The organism is Tardiphaga robiniae (genome assembly GCF_013359755.1).
Classification (GTDB): domain Bacteria; phylum Pseudomonadota; class Alphaproteobacteria; order Rhizobiales; family Xanthobacteraceae; genus Tardiphaga; species Tardiphaga robiniae.
Genome location: NZ_JABMCJ010000094.1, coordinates 183,005 through 202,895 on the forward strand (window position 1 = coordinate 183,005; position 19,891 = coordinate 202,895).

The window sequence follows — 19,891 nt, forward strand, 5'->3', positions numbered from 1 at the left end:
TCGTTTCTCAGTTCGGGCCGGGCACCTCGACACCCGGCTTCATCGCCACATAGGCGTGCCATGTCCCGTGGCCGAGCACGGGAAACACGACGATCATACCGAGCAGGCCGGTCATGACATTGATCAAGAACAAAGCCAGCGCGATTCCCGCCCAGGTCAGCATGACCGGCAGATTAGCCCAGACCATCCCCATGCTGGTGCCCATGGCGGTGAGCGCATCGACGCGCTCGTTGAGCAGCATGGGAATGGCGAACACGCTGATCGCGAAGGAGAATGCCGCAAAGATGCCGCCGACCGCGGTGCCGGCGATCAGCATCGCCCACCCGATGGGTGTGGTGAACAGCATGGCCGCAACGCCATCGAGGCCGGGAAACGGGTTCATGCCGAAAAACAACGCGTAGATGATCACCGCGGCGCGGATCCAGACCAGCATCAGCGAGCACAACAAAAGGCCCGCGAACAGCAGCTGCCCGCCCGACTTCGGCCGGACGAGAATCATCTGCAACAGCGAGACACGCTCATGGGCAGCGATTCGGCGACTCTTCTCATAGAGTCCGATGGCGAGTACCGGCCCGACCACCATGAAGCCGGCAAAGGCCGGAAACAGGATGTAGTCCCAGCCGAACGCGAACAACCCGCCGACCAGGACAACCGAGACCGCGAAAACCAGCACGCCATAGCTGAGGCTCACCGACGGGATAATCGTCAGATCGCGCCAGCCGGCTTTGAGCCAGTCAAAGGCGACGGATGGCGCGACATGGCGATTCCACGACACCGAGGGCGGCAGCGGAGGGGCAACGGCAGGAAGACTCATCTTCGACCTCGCAATCTCAACGACGCGGCATGCATGACGAGGATGCCGCACTGAATTTGCCGGCTTCCGCGACACTGGTGCCGCGCTTGACGTGATCGATACAGTCGGGCTGCGACGAGAACGCCACATAGACCATGTGCGCATTAGCCATCAGCACCAGTAGCAGAGCGGCAGCAACCGCCATCCAGATCCAGACCTTCGCGTTGACGTGCTTCATCGCTGCTACATTCATGGCCCGGCAGCCCTGAGGTTGACGAGATAGAGCGCGAGGATCTTGCGATCGAGCGCCGACAGCCGCGAATCCCAGCTCGGCATATGACCTTGCCGGCCCCCCCAGACAGTCGTGAAGACCGATTGGGCGTCGCCGCTATAGATCCAGAAATTGTCGCGCAGGTTCGGCGCACCGAGTTCGATATTGCCGGTCGCGTTCTCGCCGTGGCAGGCGACGCAATTGTCGGTGAACATCGCCTTGCCGCTGGCGAGCTTCGCGGGCGCGATCGCCTTGGCCGCCGCGGGATTCGACAGGCTGCGAACATAGTCGACGACATCGTCGATCTGCTCGCGCTTCAGCATTCCGTCACGGCCGAAGGCCGGCATCTGCGAGGTCCGCGAATCCTTATGCGGCGAATTGATGCCAACGCGGATCGTCTCGGCGATCGCATCGGGCGTACCGCCCCACAGGAAGGCCTGCGACACCAGCGTTGGAAAGCCGTTGCCGCCCTCGGCGGTGCGGCCATGACAGGCAGCGCAATTATCGCCGAACAACGTCGCGCCGGTCTGCCGCACGATCTTCATCAACTTCGGATCGGCCTGGATAGCTTCGAAGCTTTCGGTCTCGATCAGCTTGCTCCACTTGGCGCGGTCCGCGGCCGCATCCTTGAGCTGTTCCGCAACGATGTTGCGCTGGTCAATCCCGAGCAGGCCCTTGGTATAGGTCACGCCCAGCGGCCAGGCTGGCATCAGGATCCAGTACACGACCGAATAGAGAAAGGTCGCCCAGAGGAAGAAGACCACCGCACGCGGCACCGGCGTGTTCAGTTCCTTGATGCCGTTCCACTCGTGGCCGGTGGTGAGATAGCCGGAGACGGGATCGCGTTCCTCTACTGCCATCGCTTCGCCTCGTACGGCTTGTCCTCAACAGAGGGGTCGAGGATCGACTGCGCCGCAAAGTCGAACGACGTCTTATTCTTCGGCCAATATGCATAGACCACCACGCCAACAGACATGGCGATCAGATAGAACAGCCCGAAGGACTTCGCGAACCAGACGGTGGCCTCGTGCTCCATCGTCACTCTCCCGCCGCAGCCGTTTTGGCCTTGTGGGCCGCATCAGTCAGCTTACCCAAGATCTGCAAGTAAGCGACCAGCGCATCCATCTCGGTCGGCTCGCCGGGCTGGCCATCGAAGGCGCGCACATTGGTCGCCTCGCCATAGCGTTTGGTGACGCCTTCGGCGAAAGGCGTATCTGGCGAGGTCTGGCCATAGGCATCGTTCGACGCGTTGGCGATCATCTCGTCCGTATAGGGCACGCCGACCTTGCGCAGTGCGGTCAGATGCAGGCCGAGATCGTCGATCCGCGCCTTGGCGCGCGTGAGATAGGCATAAGGCGGCATCACGGATTCCGGCACCACGTCGCGCGGATTGATCAGATGCTTGACGTGCCATTCGTCGGAATATTTGCCGCCGAGACGCGCTATATCCGGTCCGGTGCGCTTCGAGCCCCACAGCATCGGATGATCGTATTTGGATTCGACCGCGAGCGAATACGGCCCGTAACGCTCGACTTCATCGCGCAATGTGCGGATCATCTGCGAATGACAGGCGTAACAGCCTTCGCGGATATAGATGTTGCGGCCGGCGATTTCGAGCGGCGTATAGACGCGCATATCCGGTGCATCTTCCACGGTCTGATGGATCGTGAACAGCGGCACGATCTCGATGAGGCCGCCGATGCTGGCGGCAATGATGATGCCGATGGCAAGACTCATCGTCTTGCGTTCGAGCTTGTAGTGCAGGCCGAACAAACCCATCGTCATTCTCCCGGCTGCAGCGCAGGCACGCCAGCGGGCTGTGCCACCGGACGATCTGCGGCGCGTTCATCGGCCGGCTGACCAGCAGTGCGGATGGTCATGACGATGTTGTAGAGACCGATCACGGCGCCAGCGAAGAAGAAGAACCCGCCGACCGCCCGCGCGACGTAATAGGGCTTCATCGCGATCACTGTCTCGATGAAGGAATAAGAGAGCGTGCCGCTACTGTTATAGGTGCGCCACATCAAGCCCTGGATGATACCTGAATTCCACATCGCGAAGACGTATGTGAAGAGGCCGGCGACAGCGAGCCAGAAGTGCCATTCGACGAGCGCCGGCGAATACATCCGCTCGCGCTTCCACAGCCACGGCACCGACGCATAGATCGAACCGAAAGTGATCATCGCCACCCAGCCGAGCGCGCCGGCATGGACGTGGCCGACGGTCCAGTCGGTGTAATGCGACAGCGAATTCACCGAACGGATCGCCATGAACGATCCCTCGAACGTGGTGAGGCCGTAGAACACCGCAGCCACCATCATGAAACGCAGCGTCGCATCGTCGCGCACCTTGTACCAAGCGCCGTTCAGCGTCAGCAGAGCGTTGCCGGCGGAGCCCCAGGACGGAATCAGCAGCATCAGCGAGAAAGTCATGCCGAGCGTCTGCACCCATTGCGGCAGCGCCGTGTAATGCAGGTGATGGGAGCCCACCCACATATACATGAAGGTGATGCCCCAGAACGAGATGATCGACATCCGGTAGGAATAGATCGGCCGCCCCGCCCGCACCGGCAGATAGTAATACATCATGCCGAGGAAGCCGGAGGTGAGAAAGAAAGCGACGGCGTTGTGGCCGTACCACCATTGGGTCATCGCATCCTGCACGCCGGAAAAGGCCGAATAGCTCTTGGCGTGACCGAACGAGACCGGCATCGCCAGATTATTGACGGTATGCAGAATCGCCACCACCAGGATGAAGGCCATGTAGTACCAGTTGGCGACGTAGATATGTGGCTCCTTCCGCCGCGCCAGCGTCCGCATATAGATGACGAAATAGACGACCCAGACGATTTCCAGCAGAAGGTCGGCATACCATTCCGGCTCGGCATATTCCTTCGACTGGGTGACACCCATCAGATAGCCGGTGGCGGCGAGCAGGCAGAACAGATTGTAACCGAGCAGCACGAACCACGGGCTGATCTGATCCGGCAACCGCGCGCGCGAGGTGCGCTGGAGCACATAGAGTGAGGTGCCAATCAGCCCATTGCCGCCGAAGCCGAAGATCACCGCGCTGGTATGCGCAGGACGGATACGGCCGAAGCTCGACCAGCCGGCATCGAACGTCAGATTGGGAAACACCAGCTGCCAGGCAACCCAGTCGCCGATGAACATGCCGATCACGGCCCAGATCATCGCCAGGATGATCGCCAATTTGGTAGGGTCATCGTAATATAGCGCCAGCCGGGCCTCGTCCGGCTCTGGCTCGTAATAGACATAAATGACACCGAAGATGCCGGCGATCCCCGCCAGCATGACAATCGCACCATGGACGCCGAGCGGGTCCTGGCGGCCGGCGATCGCCATCGCGAGGCCGCAAATCGTGAGAACCAGCAGGATGATGAGCGCGAGCTGCCGCTCCGATTTGGTCAATTGCGCGATCATCCGGTCATCCCCTGCTCGTCTCGCGGCCGCTCGTCAGGCAGGACGCGCAGCGCCCGATCGGCACAGAGCATCCTCACACCATCACGACTAGCTCACTCCGCCGCCACAGCGATTGACTTAGGTCAAGCCCGCGAACGGATTCCGACCGGGATCAATCGCAATTTTTGATACTTACAACCAATGTCGCGCAACCGAACCTGGCGCGTCTCTTTTACAGGCGCAGACAGGATGCCTTTGCCTGTTAGTCCTTCACGTCGTAGCGATAGGATTTCGAGACGATCTGCCAGCCATCGGCCAGCTTCATCGCGATCAGGTAGTCGGTGAAGTAACGCGGCGGCAGCTGGCAACGCACCTTGATGAAGGCCGTCTTGTCGTCGGAGCGATCAATGGTGACAATGAGGTCATCGCGGGTCTTGCCATCGACCTTGCCCGAGGTCCGCGTACGAACCATGGCCATCCAGTCCGGCATAGTCAGCACTTTCAGCTCGCCATTCTCGACCCAGCGCAGATCCGCGGTCGGATGAAAGATCGCGCCAAGCTTGTCGGCATCAGCCTCGTAGAGGCCGTCGAAATAATGCTGGATCACCGCTTCAACGGTCGAACGATCGTAAGCCAAGTTATTCCCCCACCGACAGCCGCACTGAAACTCTTATAACACGAAAGCGATGACGGCCATACTATACCGTTGCATAGGTGGTTCGGCCTTAGATCACTTGCTGTCGCCCAGCATCTTTCGAAAACGTTCGATCTCCTGCGGCACGAAGGCCGCGAGGTAGGCCGGCGCCATTTCGGCATCTGCAGCGGGCATCGAGCCGAGATCGTCGAGCCGTTTCTGATAATCGGGATTGGCAACGGCAGCGCGCATCGCGGCATTGAGCTTCCCGATGATCGGCGCAGGCGTGCCCTTCGGCGCGAACAGCGCATACCAGCCGGATATTTCAAATTGCGGCAACCCCGCCTCGCTGGCGGTCGGAACGTCAGGCAGATGCGGCAGCCGCGTTCTGGATGCCAGCGCAATCGCGCGAATGAGACCGCTCTGGATGGCCGGCGTCACCGACGCCGAGGAATCGCAGATGCCATCGATCTGCCCACCTATCAGATCATTCAGGGCCGGACCGCCGCCGCGATAGCCGACCAGCGTGACATCGATGCCCGCAGCCTGAACGAAAGCCTTGCAGAACAGATAGTTCTGCGAGCCCACACCGGAGTGGCCGATATTGAGACGGCCGGGATTCTGTTTCGCATGCGCGATGAATTGCGCGAGATTGTCGGCCGGAAAATTGCGCCGGATGGCAACCATAGCCGAACTCTTGTTGAACATGCCGATGCCCGCAAAATCCGACGGCGCGAATTTCACATCGGGTGTGAACAGGTAGACCGCAGTATTGGTGCCGCTATTGCCCTGCACGATGGTGTAGCCGTCAGGCGGGGCCTGCGCGACGCGAGCCAGCGCCACGGCCCCGCCCGCACCGCCGATATTTTCGATCACGATGGGCTGACCGAGATGCCGGCTCATCTGTTCGGCAATCAGCCGTGCATTGACATCGGAACTGCCGCCGGCAGCGAATGGCACAACGAGCGTGATGGGGCGGGTGGGATAATCCTGCGCGGATGCGCACAGCGGCGCGATCAGCACCAGACAGAGCGGAGCAAGCCTGAACCAAGCCATCCCAAATCCTCCCTGACCAGGTCTTGTCTAAGTAGATCTTTGCCTGATTTTTCCGTGATCTTAGGGAGTATCCGGTGCCGGATGCAAAGACATGTTATGCTGCAGAGCGGCGTAACCGACGGCGTGCTGCGCCGTTCCTTGACGTCTACGGAGGTCCTATGACCATCTCCATGGTTCACCCAACGATCGATACCAAGAGCCTGCTGACCGGCGCACAATTCGCCGACGCCTTCAGTATCACGACCGAGACGACGGACCTGACCGCCCGCGACGCCGCCACCCGCATGCTCAGCCATTCTCCGCCCTGGGTGGACGCCTTGATGCGGCTGCGGGATCTGATCGTTGCGCCCTTCGGGCTGAAGACGGCGCAATCCGCGCGTCACGCCAATGTCGACAAGGTCGGCTTTTTCCCTGTGCTCAGCGAGACGCCGCAGCGTCTGGTCGCAGGCTTCAATGACAATCATCTCGATTTTCGCGTCGTGGTCGATGTCGCAGCGGACGGTACCGGCCAGCGCGTTACGGCAACGACCGTCGTGCTGATGCATAACTGGCTCGGACGTATCTACCTGACGGTCATCAAGCCGTTTCACCGAATGGTGGTCCGTTCCATGCTGCGGCAGGTCACGCGCTGAATTTGCCGTGGCGGCCGTGGGGAACCTGGGTCATCGCAGCCCGTTAGCCCATATGCCATTTACCGAGATCGATCCGCAGAACGACGAGCTGAAAGTCACGCTGGCGCACGCGTTTGACGCCGCTTGGCAGCCCTTTGTGACGCATGAAGGCGAGTCCGCGGATACGCCCGAGAACCGCCGCCGCCTTGCCGCGCGGATTGTCGCCGTGGCGCGGTCAGGACAGATCGATGAAAAGGCGCTCAGCGAGGCCGGATTGATTTACCTCCGCGTACTCGCCGAGGCGGCGCGGCTTTCCGCCCGCATTCGTGACGTCGCATCTCCCGATCTGGCGCCCCAAGCTGACGACCAACGAAACCAGTCGTTCGGCCCGGAGACGGTCGCTGCGATGTCCACAGCGCTGGATCGCTGCCTCGATGAATTGCCGCTGCGGATTTCATCGGACGCCGTGCAGTTGCTCTCGAGCAGTATTCTCGATGAAGCATCGCGCGGGGAGCGCGACCCGGAAAAGCTGCAGCTCCACGCCTTGGCATTGCTCAAATCGCGTCAGTAGGCTCCTTGCTCACCGGATCCGTCTCGGCCCATTCGGCGACGCAACGTTCGAGATCCTTCAAATTCTGCCGCATCTGTTCCAGCGAAAAGCCGATCGCGAAGAAGCGCTCGGCTACATCGCCGGGTAATCCGCGCGTTAGCCCCTCTTGCCGAAGCGCACCGACCTCTCCTGCATAAGCCTGTAGTGCGATCTGCACCGGCCAGATCGCCGGCGCGCCGGTGCCGCTGCGCAGCGCTACGGCGGTCGAATGCAGAAACGTCGTCATCGCATCGCTGACCCGCGACAGCGGACCCGCCAGCCTGACCTGCAACGCGGATGGCAACGGCACCACCGTGGACCGCCCGATCATGACCAGGTCATGCCGCAGCCGCAGCGTCGTACGCAGCAAGGGACCTGTATCGGGTCCGCGGGACAAATGCGCGGCACGCTCCCGTTCGGCTTCGGCTCCGATCGCATTCAGATTGGTGAGCGCATGGCCGATGCCGTCCTGCAACCGGTGCAGTGCCTCATTGTCGCGCCCGCGCGTCAATGACGCCAGCAGTTCGGTCAACGCCGTTGCGATCAGATCGAGCGCTTCCGCCGAACTGGCCCGGACTTGGCTATGCGCCCGCGACGGCAGCACCAGGAACGACACCAGAAGACCTGTGACGGCACCGACCGTGACTTCGAGCACACGATCGATGGCGGATTCCAGCGGCGTGTTGTGGTTCATCATCGGCAGCAGCAGCACGATGATGGCCGTCACGGTCGCGACATTGAGGCTCGGATTGATCGCCGCGATGAAGGCCAGTGGCGCCACGGAGAGCACAAGCACCGCGAGCAGCGCACCTTCATTGGAATGCGGAATCAGAATCGCCACCGCGCCGCCATAGATGGCGCCGCCGATGGTCCCGACCAGATAATCGCGCGTGGCCTTCAGCGACCGCCCGACACTCATCTGGGTGACAATGATCGCCGTCAGCACAGCCCACAGCGGCAGTTTCAGCCCGACGGTCAGGGCTATGATCAGCGCAGCAAGCGCCGCTGTGGTCACCCGGACGCCGAGGCCGAGTTCGACCTTGCGCGCCCGGAAGAAGGCAACCACCCGTTTCAGGAAGCCGAGAATTCGCTTCGATGCGGACATGTCAGAATTGATCCCTGAAACGGATTTTGACGAACCAGTTTCAGCATGGCTGATCCACGCGTCGCCATGGCCGCTTGAAACGCCGATTTGGTCCGCCTAAGGCTATTTCAACAAGAGTGAGGAAACACAATGGCCAATGAGACCGCAACGCTTGCCGCTTATGTCGCGGACCTGAAATTCGACGACATTCCGCAGGACGTGCTGGAACGCGCCAAGGTCCTCACCCTCGATTATCTCGGCAGCACTATCCGTGCCCGCAGCGAGGCCGAATCTACCCCCTCACTGCTGAAGATGCTGGAGGCCCTGTCGCTGGACGGCAAGGGCGAATCCACCGTGTTCGGCGACAGCAAGACCTGGACACCGGCTGTGGCCGCCCTGCTCAATGGCGCACTCGGCCATTCGCTCGATTTCGACGATACCCATGCCGATTCGTCGCTGCATCCGAGCGCCCCTGTCGTCCCCGCCGCCTTTGCCGTCGGGGAAATGGTCGGCGCCTCCGGCAAAGAGGTGCTGACAGCCATCGTCGCCGGCTATGAAGTCTGCTGCCGGCTGGGCAACGCCCTCGACCCGACCTCGCATTATGCCAAGGGCTTCCACCCCACTGCCACCGCCGGCACCTATGGTGCTGCGGCTGCAGCTGGCAAGTTGTTCGGGCTGTCGAAGGATCAGCTGATTTCAGCCTTCGGCGTGTCGGGTAGCCAGGCCGCGGGCTCGCTGCAATTCCTTGTCAACGGCGCCTGGAACAAGCGCTACCAGGTCGGCGCCGCCGCTATGAACGGCGTGATCGCCGCGACTCTGGCGCGTAACGACTTCATCGGCGCGACGGAATCCGTCGAAGGCAAGCATGGCCTCCTGGTTGGCTATAGCGATAACGCGCATCCGGAGAAGGCCGTGGCCGATCTCGGCTCGGTCTATGAGACCATGAAGATCGGCATCAAGCCCTATCCGAGCTGCCGCTATACGCATGCGGCCATCGACGCATTGGTCGCGATGCGGCGCGAGCACAATCTGACGCCCGAGCAGGTCAAGCGCGTCGAGATTGGATTGCATCGCAACGGCATCACGCTGACCGGCGACGCCGCCACCAAGCGCCATCCGACCTCCATCGTTGGCGGCCAGTTCTCGATGTTCTTCACCGGCGCGCTGGCGCTCGACCAGGGCAGCTTCGGCTGGGACGACTACAAGCGCCTCGGCGACAGCGCGATCAACACGCTGGCCGACCGCTTCGACGTGGTTCAGGACGAACGCCTCGAAGGCAAGCGCCACCCGTTCGGCGCACGGGTCAGCATCACCACCGAGGACGGCGTGCATGAGCGCATCTATGCCGACCCCTCGGGCGAGCCGACATCGTTTCCCGATGCCGCCGCCATGCAGCAGAAATTCCTGCAGCTTGCCCGTCCCGTGCTGAACAATCGCGCCGAGAAATTCGCGGATGCGATCCTCTCACTTGAGAGTTTTGACCGCGTGGCAACGGCGACGGCGCTGGGACGGTAACGGACATCAGGCGCCATCGATGATGATGAAATCGGCCTCGGCGTATTTTTGCCGGATGGATCTGGCGGCTTCGTATTCCGGGCTGCGATAGCAGGCGGTTGCTGTCGCGCGGTCGGCGAATTCCACCACCACATTGCGATCCCGGGCATCGCCTTCCATGGTTTCGAAGGCGCCGCCGCGCACGATGAACCGTGCACCGAACTTGTCGAACGCCGGCTTGGCCGCGGCGAGATATTCCGGATAACGGCTCTCGTCGCGCACTGAGACGCGGACAATCCAGTAGGCTTTCGACATCATGGCTCTCCAGTTTTGATATGATCGTTGTGGCGCATCCTGCGTCGCATCGTCATTGCCGTCGCGGATCACGGCATCTATGCCGGCGCGTGTCACGCCGATATCGCGCAATTCGTAGTCGCTCATGGAGCGCAATTCGTCGCGCGCCTGTTGCCGCTCGCGCTGGCCGCGCCAGCCGCGGCGCAGGGCTGCGACGGCAGCGATCGCGATCGACCGCAACATCCGGCCACGCTCGGCATGGACACGGCGGATGATGGATCGCTTCAGCGCAGTCCATTGCAGCGGCGTCAGGCGACGGACGTCGTGCGCATACGTTTCGCGTTTGTCGTCGATCATGTCCGCCCCTTTCCGCTTATGAGTGACGTTGGCCATGACGGGTTTACTCGGCGCTTTTCATCCCATAAAATGAATAATCAAGATCATTTCGATCTCATGGAGAGATGCATGGATCTGTCCGAGCTGCGCATCTTCCGCGCTGTGGTGCGCGAAGGCGGCGTGACGCGCGCCGCGGAGCGGCTGCATCGCGTGCAGTCCAACGTGACGACACGGGTGCGTCAACTCGAAGACGATCTCGGCACGACGCTGTTTGTGCGCGAAGGCAAGCGGTTGCATCTGACGCCCGCAGGCCAAACGCTGCTCGGCTATACCGACCGGCTGCTGGCCCTCGCCGACGAGGCCCGCGAAGCGGTGCAGGATCCGCAGCCGCGCGGCATCTTCCGCCTCGGCGCCATGGAGAGCACCGCGGCGGTGCGCTTGCCCGGACCGCTCAACGAATTTCACCGCCGCTATCCCGACGTGCAGCTCGAAATGCGCATCGGCAATCCGGAGACGCTCGCGAAGGGCATCCTCGCCGGCGACCTCGATGCCGCCTTCGTGGCCGAGCCGATTGCCGCCGCACAGTTCGACCGTATGCATGCGTTCGACGAGGAGCCGGTGATCGTGTCGTCGCCACGCCACCCGCCGATCGGCCGCAAGGACAGCGCGCCGCGCGCGGTACTGGTGTTCGAGAACGGCTGCCCGCATCGCAAGCGGCTGGAAGACTGGTATGCAAAGCGCGGCGAGATACCCGAGCGCACCATCGAACTCGGCTCCTATCACGCCATGCTCGGCTGCGTAGTCGCGGGTATGGGCATCGCGCTGCTGCCGGAAAGCGTGCTGTCGACATTCCCGGAGGGCAAGCGGCTCACCGTGCATCGCCTGCCGCGCGGCGAGAACCACGCCGAGACCGTGCTGATCTGGCGCAAGGGCGCGGCTTCGCCGAACGTCCAGGCGATGCAAAAAGTGCTGCTGGACGAACGAACCACCCGCGGCCCTGCAGCTAAGCGCAAGGCATCAAGCGTTAGCGCACCGCACAATGTGAAGTAGATTTACAACCGCATTCTCCCGTGGCTAACGTCACGCCAATAAAAAGCAAACGGGAGGAGACCTTTATGTTGCGCGTTACAGCGATTGCGGCCGGATTCGTTATCGGCGTTGCGGCTCTTACGACAATCCAGCCTGCCATGAGCCAGTCTGACGGCTGGGTCACGCTGGTCGACAGCACCAAGATGGGCGACTGGGACAAGGTTGGCGACGCCAACTGGGAGATGAAGGACGGGGCACTCGCCGCCGACAAGCTGCTGTCCGGCAAGGATCTCGCTTATCTCGTCAGCAAGACGCCTTACAAGGATTTCCAGATCAAGGCCGAGTTCTGGACCGATACCGAAGCCAATAGCGGCATCTTCATCCGCTGCGATAACCCGAAGGTGATCGACGGCAAGACCTGCTACGAGGTCAACATCTTCGACAAGCGGCCCGACCCGTCCTATGGCACCGGCGCCATCGTCGATGTGGCCAAGGTCAATCCGATGCCCAAGGCGGCGGACAAGTGGAACACCTATGAGATCACGGCGAAGGGCCCGAAGCTCACGGTCATCCTGAACGGCGAAAAGACCGTCGATGTCGAGGACACCAAGCACGCCGCCGGCCCGATCGCCCTGCAATACGGCTCCGGCGTGGTGAAATTCCGCAAGGTCCAGATCAAACCGCTGTAAGCACAGCCATTCCTCAGTCCGGACGGAGCGATCCATCCGGGCTGAGCCCCTTTTACCCGCCCCGCCAAATGCTGCTATGATGGACCCAACCCTATGGAGCCCTCATGAGCTGGCAACCTTCAGAAGATCCGATCCTCGGCGACGCGCAGACCTGCGACGCGCTGGAGCTCGTGATCGTGCCGCGCACCCGCGATCTCGGCGACGGCTTTCTCGTCCGCCGTGCCCTGCCCCATGGCAAGCGGCAGATGGTCGGCCCGTTCATTTTCTTCGACCATTTCGGCCCGATGCAGTTCATCTCCGGCAAGGGCATGGACGTGCGGCCGCATCCGCATATTGGCCTGGCCACGGTGACCTATCTGTTCGACGGCGCCATCATGCATCGCGACAGCGAAGGCAATGTCCGCGAGATCCAGCCGGGCGCCATGAATCTGATGACCGCCGGAAAGGGCATCGCCCATTCCGAGCGCACCCCGGATGTGCAGCGTCGCGACGGCCAGAAGATGCTTGGTCTGCAGAGCTGGATCGCATTGCCCAAAGGCTCCGAGGAAATCGCGCCGTCGTTCCAGCATTATGCCGCGGACAGCCTGCCGACCATCACCGATACGGGCTTCACCGCACGCGTGATCGCCGGCAAGGCGTTTGGCAAAGCGTCGCCGGTGTCGATGGTGTCGCCATGGTTCTATGCCGAAGTGGCCGTTGAGGCCGGCACCAGCGTGCCGCTCGATCCCGACCATGAGGAACGTGCAGTCTATGTGGTTGATGGCGAGATCGAGATCGCCGGCGACCGCCATGAGGGGCCGCAACTGCTGATTTTCCGGCCCGGCGATGCCATCACCATCAAGGCTATCAGCAATACCCGCATGATGTTCCTCGGCGGCGACGCGCTGGAAGGGCCGAGGCATCTGTGGTGGAATTTCGTGTCCTCCAGCAAGGAGCGCATCGAGCAGGCGAAAGAGGACTGGAAAACCGGCCGCTTCGCCCATGTGCCCAACGAACACGAATTCATCCCGCTGCCGGAATAGACTTACTCCTTCATCATACCGCCGCCGGCCAGACGCCGGACGACTCTGCTTTCGAAAGACCCTGACATGACCACGATGGCCACCAGCGACCTGCCCCTCCCCAAGATCGGTCGCGGAAAGGTGCGCGATATCTATGCCGTCGGCGACGACCGCGTGCTGCTGCTGACCACCGACCGCATCAGCGCCTTCGACGTTGTCATGAACGAGACCATCCCGATGAAGGGCGCGGTACTGACCCAGATCAGCGCTTGGTGGTTCAACCAGCTCGGCGGCGTGGTCCCGCATCACATGATCTCCGCCGACGCCGACGAGATCATCGGGCAGGTGCCGGCTCTAGCAGGTCACCGCGCCGCCTTGGCCGGTCGAGCCATGCTGTGCCGCCGCACCACCGTGTTCCCGATCGAGTGCGTGATCCGCGGCTACATTTCGGGCTCGGCCTGGAAGGAATATGCCGCGAGCGGCACGCTGGCCGGCGAGAAGCTGGAAGCCGGACTGCTTGAAAGCCAGAAATTCCCTGAGCCGGTGTTCAGCCCGGCCACCAAGGCCGAGACCGGCCATGACGAGAACATCACCATCGCCCGGATGCGCGAGATCATCGGCGAGGAGGATGCCTTCACGCTCGAGAGCATGACCCGCGCCGTCTACACCCAGGGTGAAGAGATCGCCCGCGAGGCCGGCATTATCATCGGCGACACCAAGTTCGAATTCGGCAAGGAGGCCGACGGTCGCATCATCCTGATCGACGAGGTGATGACCCCGGACAGCTCCCGTTTCTGGGCCGCTGACGTCTATAGACCGGGCCAGTCGCAGCCGAGCTTCGACAAGCAGCCGCTGCGCGACTATCTCGATATCGAGCGCCGCGCCGGCCGCTGGAACGGTGAAGCCCCGCCGCCGCCGCTGCCCCCTGAGGTGATCGACGCCACCAGCAAGCGCTATTTAGAGGCTTATCGCCGCCTGACCGGCACGGAGCTGGTCATCAACTAACAAACTGACTGTCTTTCCCTCGGACTGTCATAAAAATAGTCTTGTCCGTACATCTCACCGTCGTCTACCAGAGACGGCGGCGGTTGCGCCTGTCGCGCAGCGCTCCTACAGGTTCGCGCGTGACATACTTCCGGCCCGCCCCCCTCATCGCCGTTATTGCGAAGGTTAGCCGCCCATGACTGACACCCTTGTCAGCCCGGACGTGTTGCGCGCCTGGCGCAACGACGTGTTCGGCGGCCTGATTGCCAGCGTCCTCACCATCAGCTTCGGCTTGTCCTATTCGGTGCTGATCTTCACCGGACCGCTGGCCTCGCTGCTGCCCTACGGCATCGCCGCGACCTTCATCTCTGCAAGCGTCATAGCCGCCGTGATCGCCCTTGGCAGTTCGTTCCCCTTCGCGGTCGCCGGCCCCGAGAGCTCCACCGCAGCCGTCACCGCCATCTTGGCAGCAGCCCTAGTCGAACACATCGTTACGGCCGATGCGCCGTCTGCGTTGCTCGGCCCGGTACTTATCACCCTGTCCTCGGCCACGATCATCACCGGCATCGTGCTGTGCGGCTTCGGCGTTACCCGCATGGGACGCGCGATCCGCTATGTGCCCTATCCGGTAATCGGTGGATTTCTCGGAGCCACCGCCTGCCTGATCGTCGCCGGCGCCATTCAGGTGATCACCGGCTACAAGCTGCAATGGGCGAACCTGACAAAACTCGCCAATCCGATGACGATCTACGAGTTGCTGGCCGCGGCAGCCGTGGCACTGACCATCTATGCGACCTGGCATCGGTCCCGTAAGCCACTGGGCCTGCCGATGATTCTTCTCGGGAGCGTCATAACGGCTCATCTCGTCTTCCGGATCGCAGGCGTGTCCGTGATCGAGGCCCAGGCTATGGGCTGGACCTTCGCATCGCCGCCCAAGGCCAACCTGACCTTACCCTGGGCGTTCTTCAGCGACGGTTACCCATGGCAAGCGCTGCCCGGACTCATCGGCAATTTCATCGCTGTGATCTTCGTGACGGCCGTGAGCACCCTGTTCAATACGACGGGCCTTGAAGTCGCCGCACATCGGGAAGCCGATATCGAACGCGAGCTCAATGCGACCGGGGCGGCCAATATCCTGGCTGGCGCGCTCGGTGGCTATGCCGGCTGCATCTCGATCAGCCGTTCGCTCCTGAATCGCAACAGCGGTGCCACGGGGCGGCTTTCGGGCCTCACCGTCGCTGCGGCAGCCGCGCTGATGCTCGTCGTCGACCCCGCGCTCCTGGCCTATATGCCGCGCTTCGTGCTCGGTGGCCTGCTGCTGTATCTCGGCCTGGAGCAACTTCATCGCTGGATCGTCGACTCCCGCAAGCGGCTGTCGCTGCTCGACTACCTGTCCCTGCTGGCAATCATCATCATTATTCTCACATGGGGGTTCGTAGCCGGAGTGCTGATCGGCATCGTGATCGGCTGCGCCACCTTTGCGCTCAGCGTATCGCGGGTATCCTCGATCAAATACGGTTTCGATGGCTCGGAATATCGCAGTTCGCTCGATCGATCACTTGAGGATCAGCGTACGCTGGCGGCGCACGGCCGCGAAATCCAGGGCCTTAACCTGCAGAGCTATTTGTTCTTCGGCTCGGCCAACCGGCTCTATCTGCATGTCAAGGCGCTGCTGCGCCGTCATCCCGAGTGCCGCTATCTCGTCTTCGACTTCAAGCTGGTGACGGGCATCGATTCGTCGGCAGCCCACAGCTTCGCCCAGATCAAGCGCATCGCCGAAGGCCACGGCACCACGCTGGTGCTCGCCAATCTTCATCCCTCAGCCAATCGCAATTTGCGCGCCAGCCTGTTCATCGATGACGCCGTGAAGGTTATGGGCGAACTCGATCATGCGCTGGAGTGGTGCGAGAACGAGGTGATCGTCAGACATCGTGGACTCGCGGAAGAAGAAGCCAACTTGCGCGACTGGTTCACCAAGATCCTGCGCACCGCCGACGATTCCGAAGAACTGATGCGACGCTGCCAGCGCGTCGAGGTCGTTGCCGGCGAGATCATCGTTCAGGCTGGCGATGCTGCCGATTCCATGCACTTCATTCTGGACGGCCGACTCGGCATCATGGTGCCGGCGGGCGATGGCAAGCTGACGCGGGTGCGCAGCCTCGGGCGTTACACGACGGTGGGCGAAATGGGCCTTGTCGCCTATGCACCGCGCAGCGCCACCATCCAGGCAGAGATCGCCAGCGTGCTGTATCTGCTGCGCGCCGACGCCTTCGAGGACATCAAGCAGAACCATCCGGCATTGAGCCAGAAACTGCTGACTTATTTCGTGTCTGTGATGGCGGAGAGGCTGGCTTTTGCGAGCCGGATGATCGCCGTGCTGCGAAGGTAAGAATAGCCGACACAGCGCATCTGAAACGGACGTCGCGATCGTCTACGAGTTGGAGCCGCCGACACCGACGGCCGAATTGGCAGGTTTCGTTGCCTTGCGGCTGGCGCGCCAGTTCTCCCACCTTTGGACAACGACAAAAAAGGTCGGAACGAACAGGACGGCAAGGCAGGTCGAGGCGAGCATGCCCGAGAATACGGTGATGCCGATCGACTTGCGGGCGTTGGCGCCGGCGCCGGTCGCGAGCACCAGCGGCAGCACGCCGAGAATGAAGGCGAAGGACGTCATCAGAATCGGCCTGAATCGCGCACGTGCAGCTGCGACCGCCGACTCCAGTAGTGGCTTGCGATCATGCACGTGCAGTTCGATCGCCACCTCAACGATCAGGATCGCGTTCTTCGCTGACAGCGCGATCAAAAGGATAATGCCGATCTGGGTGTAGAGATTGTTCTCGATCCGCAGCGCGGTGAGCACCGCCATCGGGCCAAGCAGTGACAGCGGCACGGCCAGGATCACCGAAATCGGCGCGTACCAGCTTTCATACTGTCCGGCGAGCACCAGATAGACGAGCAGCAGCGCAAGACCGAACACATAATAGAGCTGATTGCCGACGATCTTTTCCTGATACGACATCGCCGTCCACTCGAAGCCCGTTCCCGGAGGCAGCGTCTTCGCCGCGATTTGCTCCATCAATGCCATGGACTGCCCGGAGCTGTAGCCCTGTGCCGGCAGGCCGATCACCGTCGCCGTCGGATAGAGATTGTAGAGACTGATCAGCGACGGCCCCACGGCAGGCGTAATCTTCGCCACGGTGCCAAGCGGGACCATGTTGCCCTGCTGGTTGCGGACCATCAGGTTCTCGATGTCCCGGGCAGTCAGCCGGAATTTGGCATCTGCCTGTGTGTAGACCTGAAAGGTGCGGCCAAACTTGTTGAACTGGTTGACGAAGGACGAGCCCAGATAGGACGACAGGGTCGAGAACACCTGATCCGTCGTGACATGTAGGGTCTGGGTCTTGATGCGGTCGATCTCGATATCGAATTGCGGCACCATCGACCGGAACGGCGAACTGACGCGCTGCAAAGCACTCTGCGTCTCTGCATTAGCTACAATCGCGCCGGTGATCGCTTGCAGCTTGTTATAATCGGCGTTGCCATCGCGCAGTTCGATCTGCATGGCGAAGCCCGCCGCATTGCCGATGCCCTGAATGGGAGGCGGCGGGATCACCAGAATGCGCGCCTCTGGAATCACCGACAGGCTCTCGTTCAATCCAACGAACAACGAACGAAGATCCTGTCCCGGTCCGCGCTCGCTCCATTCTTTCAGGATCAGATAGGCGACACCGGCATTGGCCAGGCTGGAGCTGCTGTCGAGCGCGGAGATGCCGGCGATGGTAACCACCTGTTCCACCGCTGGCGTCTTCGCGGCCAATTCACTGACCCGATCGAGTACACGCTGAGTCCGATCCAGCGCGGCACCATCGGGCAACTGGACTGCGACCAGCAGATAACCTTGATCCTCGATCGGGATGAAGCCGGTGGGAATCCGGGATAGGCCGTAACCGCCAATACTGATCAGGATCAATGCTAGGACAACCGAGAGATTGCTGTGCGCGACCATGCGACCGATCAGAGCGGCATAGGCCCGTTCGAGCCGATCGTAGACCCTGTTGAACCCACGATAGAAAAAATTGCGCTTCTCCGGCGGCACCGGGCGGCGCAGCCACAATGCGCATTGTGTCGGCTTCAGCGTGGCCGCATTGACGGCGCTGAGCAGCGCCGTGGCCGCGATAACCAGTGCAAATTGCGCATACATGCGCCCCGTCAGCCCGGGCAGGAATGCCGCCGGCAAGAACACAGAGATCAGCACCAGCGTGATGCCGATGATCGGGGCGAACAGCTTGTCCATCGCGCTGATCGCCGCGTCGTGGCCGGACATGCCCTGCTCGATATTGTACGCCGCGCCTTCGACAACCACGATGGCATCGTCGACGACAATACCGATCGCCAGCACAATGGCAAACAGGGTCGACAGATTGATGGTGAAACCGAGCGCCGCCATCGCCGCGAAGGCGCCGATGATCGTCACCGGCACAGTGGTCGCCGGCACCAGCATCGCGCGCCAGTCCTGCAGGAAGATCAGGATGACCACCAGCACTAGCAAACCTGCTTCGAGGAGCGTCTTGTAGACCTCGTTGATCGATGCCTGGACGAATTTCGTGGTGTCGAACGGCGTGTCGTATTTGATGTCGTCGGGAAATTGCATGGCCAGCGCCGCCATCTTCTTCTCGACAGCCTTCTCCACCTCGAGCGCATTGGCGCCCGGCGACTGGAATACGCCAATGCCGACGGCCGGCTTCTGGTTGAGCGAAAAGATCTGGCTGTAGGTCTGCGCACCCAATTCGACGCGTCCGACGTCACGGACCCGGGTGACATCGCCATTGTCGCCGGTCTTGACGATGATGTCCTCGAATTCACCGGGATCATCCAGCCGCCCGTTGATATTCAGTGTGTACTGGAAGGCCCGCCCCGCGGGCGTCGGCGGCATGCCGATCTGCCCCGCAGAAACCTGCTGGCTCTGCTGCTGGATGGACTGGATGATATCCTGCGGCATCAGCCCGCGCACTTGCAGCTTGCTCGGATCCAGCCATATCCGCATCGAATACTGGCCGGCGCCGAACACCGTCACATTGCCGACCCCCGACAGACGCGACAACTCGTCCCGGATGTTGATCGTGGCGTAATTGCTCAGAAACAGGCTGTCATAGGTCGCCTTCGGCGACGTCAGTGTCACGAACAACAGGATCGCCGTCGATTTCTTCTGAACGGTCACGCCCTGATTCTGCACGGCGGTCGGCAGCGACGACAGCGCGCTCGATACGCGGTTCTGCACCAGCACCTGCGCAAAATTCAAATCGGTGCCGATCTTGAACGTGACCGTGAGTGAATAGGTGCCATCCGCTGCGCTGTAGGACTGCATATAGAGCATATCCTCGACGCCATTCACCTGCTGCTCGATCGGCAGCGCCACCGTGTCGACGATGGTCTTGGCGCTGGCGCCGGGATAGCGCGTCGTCACCTGGACGGTCGGCGGCACCACGTCCGGATATTGTGCGACTGCGAGGCCATAGAGCGAGACGCCGCCGATCAGGATCATCAGCAACGCGATGACATTGGACAGGACCGGCCGCTCGATGAAGAACTTCGAAATCATGGCCTGTC

At 61.8% G+C, this 19,891-nt stretch carries 19 protein-coding genes and 1 pseudogene; 8 read left to right on the top strand and 12 right to left on the bottom strand.

Features of this window, described 5'->3' with window-relative positions; translation table 11 throughout:
• Positions 1 to 7: 7 nt before the first annotated feature.
• The 8 genes from HP556_RS27115 to HP556_RS27150 all read right to left on the bottom strand — a co-directional run bounded on the left by HP556_RS27115 (position 8) and on the right by HP556_RS27150 (position 6,173).
• Positions 8 to 814 (bottom strand): DUF2189 domain-containing protein, encoded by an 807-nt coding sequence (locus HP556_RS27115; RefSeq protein ID WP_175369238.1) that lies wholly within the window; start codon positions 812 to 814, stop codon positions 8 to 10.
• Between the two features lie 16 nt (positions 815 to 830).
• The gene (locus HP556_RS27120; RefSeq protein WP_246297921.1) at positions 831 to 1,046 is read right to left on the bottom strand and encodes a hypothetical protein; all 216 of its coding nucleotides are present in this window, start codon (positions 1,044 to 1,046) and stop codon (positions 831 to 833) included.
• Positions 1,043 to 1,924, bottom strand: coding sequence for a cytochrome-c oxidase, cbb3-type subunit III (gene ccoP, locus HP556_RS27125; protein ID WP_175369239.1), 882 nt, complete (start codon positions 1,922 to 1,924; stop codon positions 1,043 to 1,045). Before ccoP ends, HP556_RS27120 begins: the two co-directional genes overlap by 4 nt.
• Positions 1,915 to 2,100: a cbb3-type cytochrome oxidase subunit 3 gene (locus HP556_RS27130; RefSeq protein ID WP_210269349.1), complete on the bottom strand. Its 186-nt coding sequence runs from the start codon at positions 2,098 to 2,100 to the stop codon at positions 1,915 to 1,917. The genes ccoP and HP556_RS27130 overlap by 10 nt, the downstream gene beginning before the upstream one ends.
• 2 nt (positions 2,101 to 2,102) lie before the next feature.
• On the bottom strand, positions 2,103 to 2,843 hold the full coding sequence (ccoO, locus tag HP556_RS27135) for a cytochrome-c oxidase, cbb3-type subunit II (protein ID WP_170849621.1): 741 nt from the start codon (positions 2,841 to 2,843) through the stop codon (positions 2,103 to 2,105).
• Positions 2,844 to 2,845: 2 nt separating this feature from the next.
• Positions 2,846 to 4,504 (bottom strand): cytochrome-c oxidase, cbb3-type subunit I, encoded by a 1,659-nt coding sequence (ccoN, locus tag HP556_RS27140; protein ID WP_175369241.1) that lies wholly within the window; start codon positions 4,502 to 4,504, stop codon positions 2,846 to 2,848.
• A gap of 241 nt (positions 4,505 to 4,745) precedes the next feature.
• On the bottom strand, positions 4,746 to 5,120 hold the full coding sequence (locus HP556_RS27145) for a nuclear transport factor 2 family protein (RefSeq protein ID WP_068729987.1): 375 nt from the start codon (positions 5,118 to 5,120) through the stop codon (positions 4,746 to 4,748).
• Between the two features lie 93 nt (positions 5,121 to 5,213).
• Positions 5,214 to 6,173 (bottom strand): tripartite tricarboxylate transporter substrate-binding protein, encoded by a 960-nt coding sequence (locus HP556_RS27150; protein WP_175369242.1) that lies wholly within the window; start codon positions 6,171 to 6,173, stop codon positions 5,214 to 5,216.
• Between the two features lie 158 nt (positions 6,174 to 6,331).
• Here HP556_RS27150 and HP556_RS27155 point away from each other — a divergent pair, with 158 nt between their 5' ends.
• Positions 6,332 to 6,805, top strand: a complete 474-nt coding sequence (locus tag HP556_RS27155; protein ID WP_175369243.1) for a DUF2867 domain-containing protein — start codon at positions 6,332 to 6,334, stop codon at positions 6,803 to 6,805.
• A 7-nt stretch (positions 6,806 to 6,812) separates the two neighbouring features.
• A complete protein-coding gene (locus HP556_RS27160; RefSeq protein WP_210269350.1) occupies positions 6,813 to 7,355 on the top strand; it encodes a hypothetical protein in 543 nt (180 codons plus the stop codon).
• Here HP556_RS27160 and HP556_RS27165 read toward each other — a convergent pair.
• Entirely contained in the window at positions 7,339 to 8,478 is a 1,140-nt protein-coding gene (locus tag HP556_RS27165) for an FUSC family protein (RefSeq protein WP_175369245.1), read from the bottom strand. The genes HP556_RS27160 and HP556_RS27165 overlap by 17 nt on opposite strands.
• Before the next feature lie 129 nt (positions 8,479 to 8,607).
• Between HP556_RS27165 and HP556_RS27170 the strand changes: the two genes are divergently transcribed.
• Positions 8,608 to 9,972: an MmgE/PrpD family protein gene (locus HP556_RS27170; protein ID WP_175369246.1), complete on the top strand. Its 1,365-nt coding sequence runs from the start codon at positions 8,608 to 8,610 to the stop codon at positions 9,970 to 9,972.
• Positions 9,973 to 9,978: 6 nt separating this feature from the next.
• Here the strand turns inward: HP556_RS27170 and HP556_RS30345 are convergent, their stop codons facing one another.
• Both HP556_RS30345 and HP556_RS30535 read right to left on the bottom strand, forming a co-directional pair.
• A complete protein-coding gene (locus HP556_RS30345; protein WP_246297943.1) occupies positions 9,979 to 10,266 on the bottom strand; it encodes a DUF1330 domain-containing protein in 288 nt (95 codons plus the stop codon).
• A gap of 96 nt (positions 10,267 to 10,362) precedes the next feature.
• Positions 10,363 to 10,638 (bottom strand): annotated as a pseudogene (locus tag HP556_RS30535) (YjiS-like domain-containing protein); the annotation flags it as partial.
• 72 nt (positions 10,639 to 10,710) lie between these two features.
• On the opposite strand from HP556_RS30535, the gene HP556_RS27180 reads away from it, so the two are divergent.
• The 5 genes from HP556_RS27180 (at position 10,711) to HP556_RS27200 (ending at position 16,673) form a co-directional block, all read left to right on the top strand.
• Positions 10,711 to 11,631, top strand: a complete 921-nt coding sequence (locus HP556_RS27180) for a LysR family transcriptional regulator (protein WP_175369248.1) — start codon at positions 10,711 to 10,713, stop codon at positions 11,629 to 11,631.
• Between the two features lie 65 nt (positions 11,632 to 11,696).
• Complete coding sequence (locus HP556_RS27185; protein ID WP_175369249.1) at positions 11,697 to 12,299, top strand: 3-keto-disaccharide hydrolase; 603 nt, start codon at positions 11,697 to 11,699, stop codon at positions 12,297 to 12,299.
• A 104-nt stretch (positions 12,300 to 12,403) separates the two neighbouring features.
• On the top strand, positions 12,404 to 13,321 hold the full coding sequence (locus HP556_RS27190; RefSeq protein ID WP_175369250.1) for a pirin family protein: 918 nt from the start codon (positions 12,404 to 12,406) through the stop codon (positions 13,319 to 13,321).
• Positions 13,322 to 13,387: 66 nt separating this feature from the next.
• Complete coding sequence (locus HP556_RS27195) at positions 13,388 to 14,305, top strand: phosphoribosylaminoimidazolesuccinocarboxamide synthase (RefSeq protein ID WP_175369251.1); 918 nt, start codon at positions 13,388 to 13,390, stop codon at positions 14,303 to 14,305.
• A gap of 175 nt (positions 14,306 to 14,480) precedes the next feature.
• Complete coding sequence (locus tag HP556_RS27200; protein ID WP_175369252.1) at positions 14,481 to 16,673, top strand: SLC26A/SulP transporter family protein; 2,193 nt, start codon at positions 14,481 to 14,483, stop codon at positions 16,671 to 16,673.
• A gap of 42 nt (positions 16,674 to 16,715) precedes the next feature.
• Here the strand turns inward: HP556_RS27200 and HP556_RS27205 are convergent, their stop codons facing one another.
• Positions 16,716 to 19,883, bottom strand: a complete 3,168-nt coding sequence (locus tag HP556_RS27205) for an efflux RND transporter permease subunit (protein ID WP_175369253.1) — start codon at positions 19,881 to 19,883, stop codon at positions 16,716 to 16,718.
• Positions 19,884 to 19,891 lie beyond the last annotated feature (8 nt).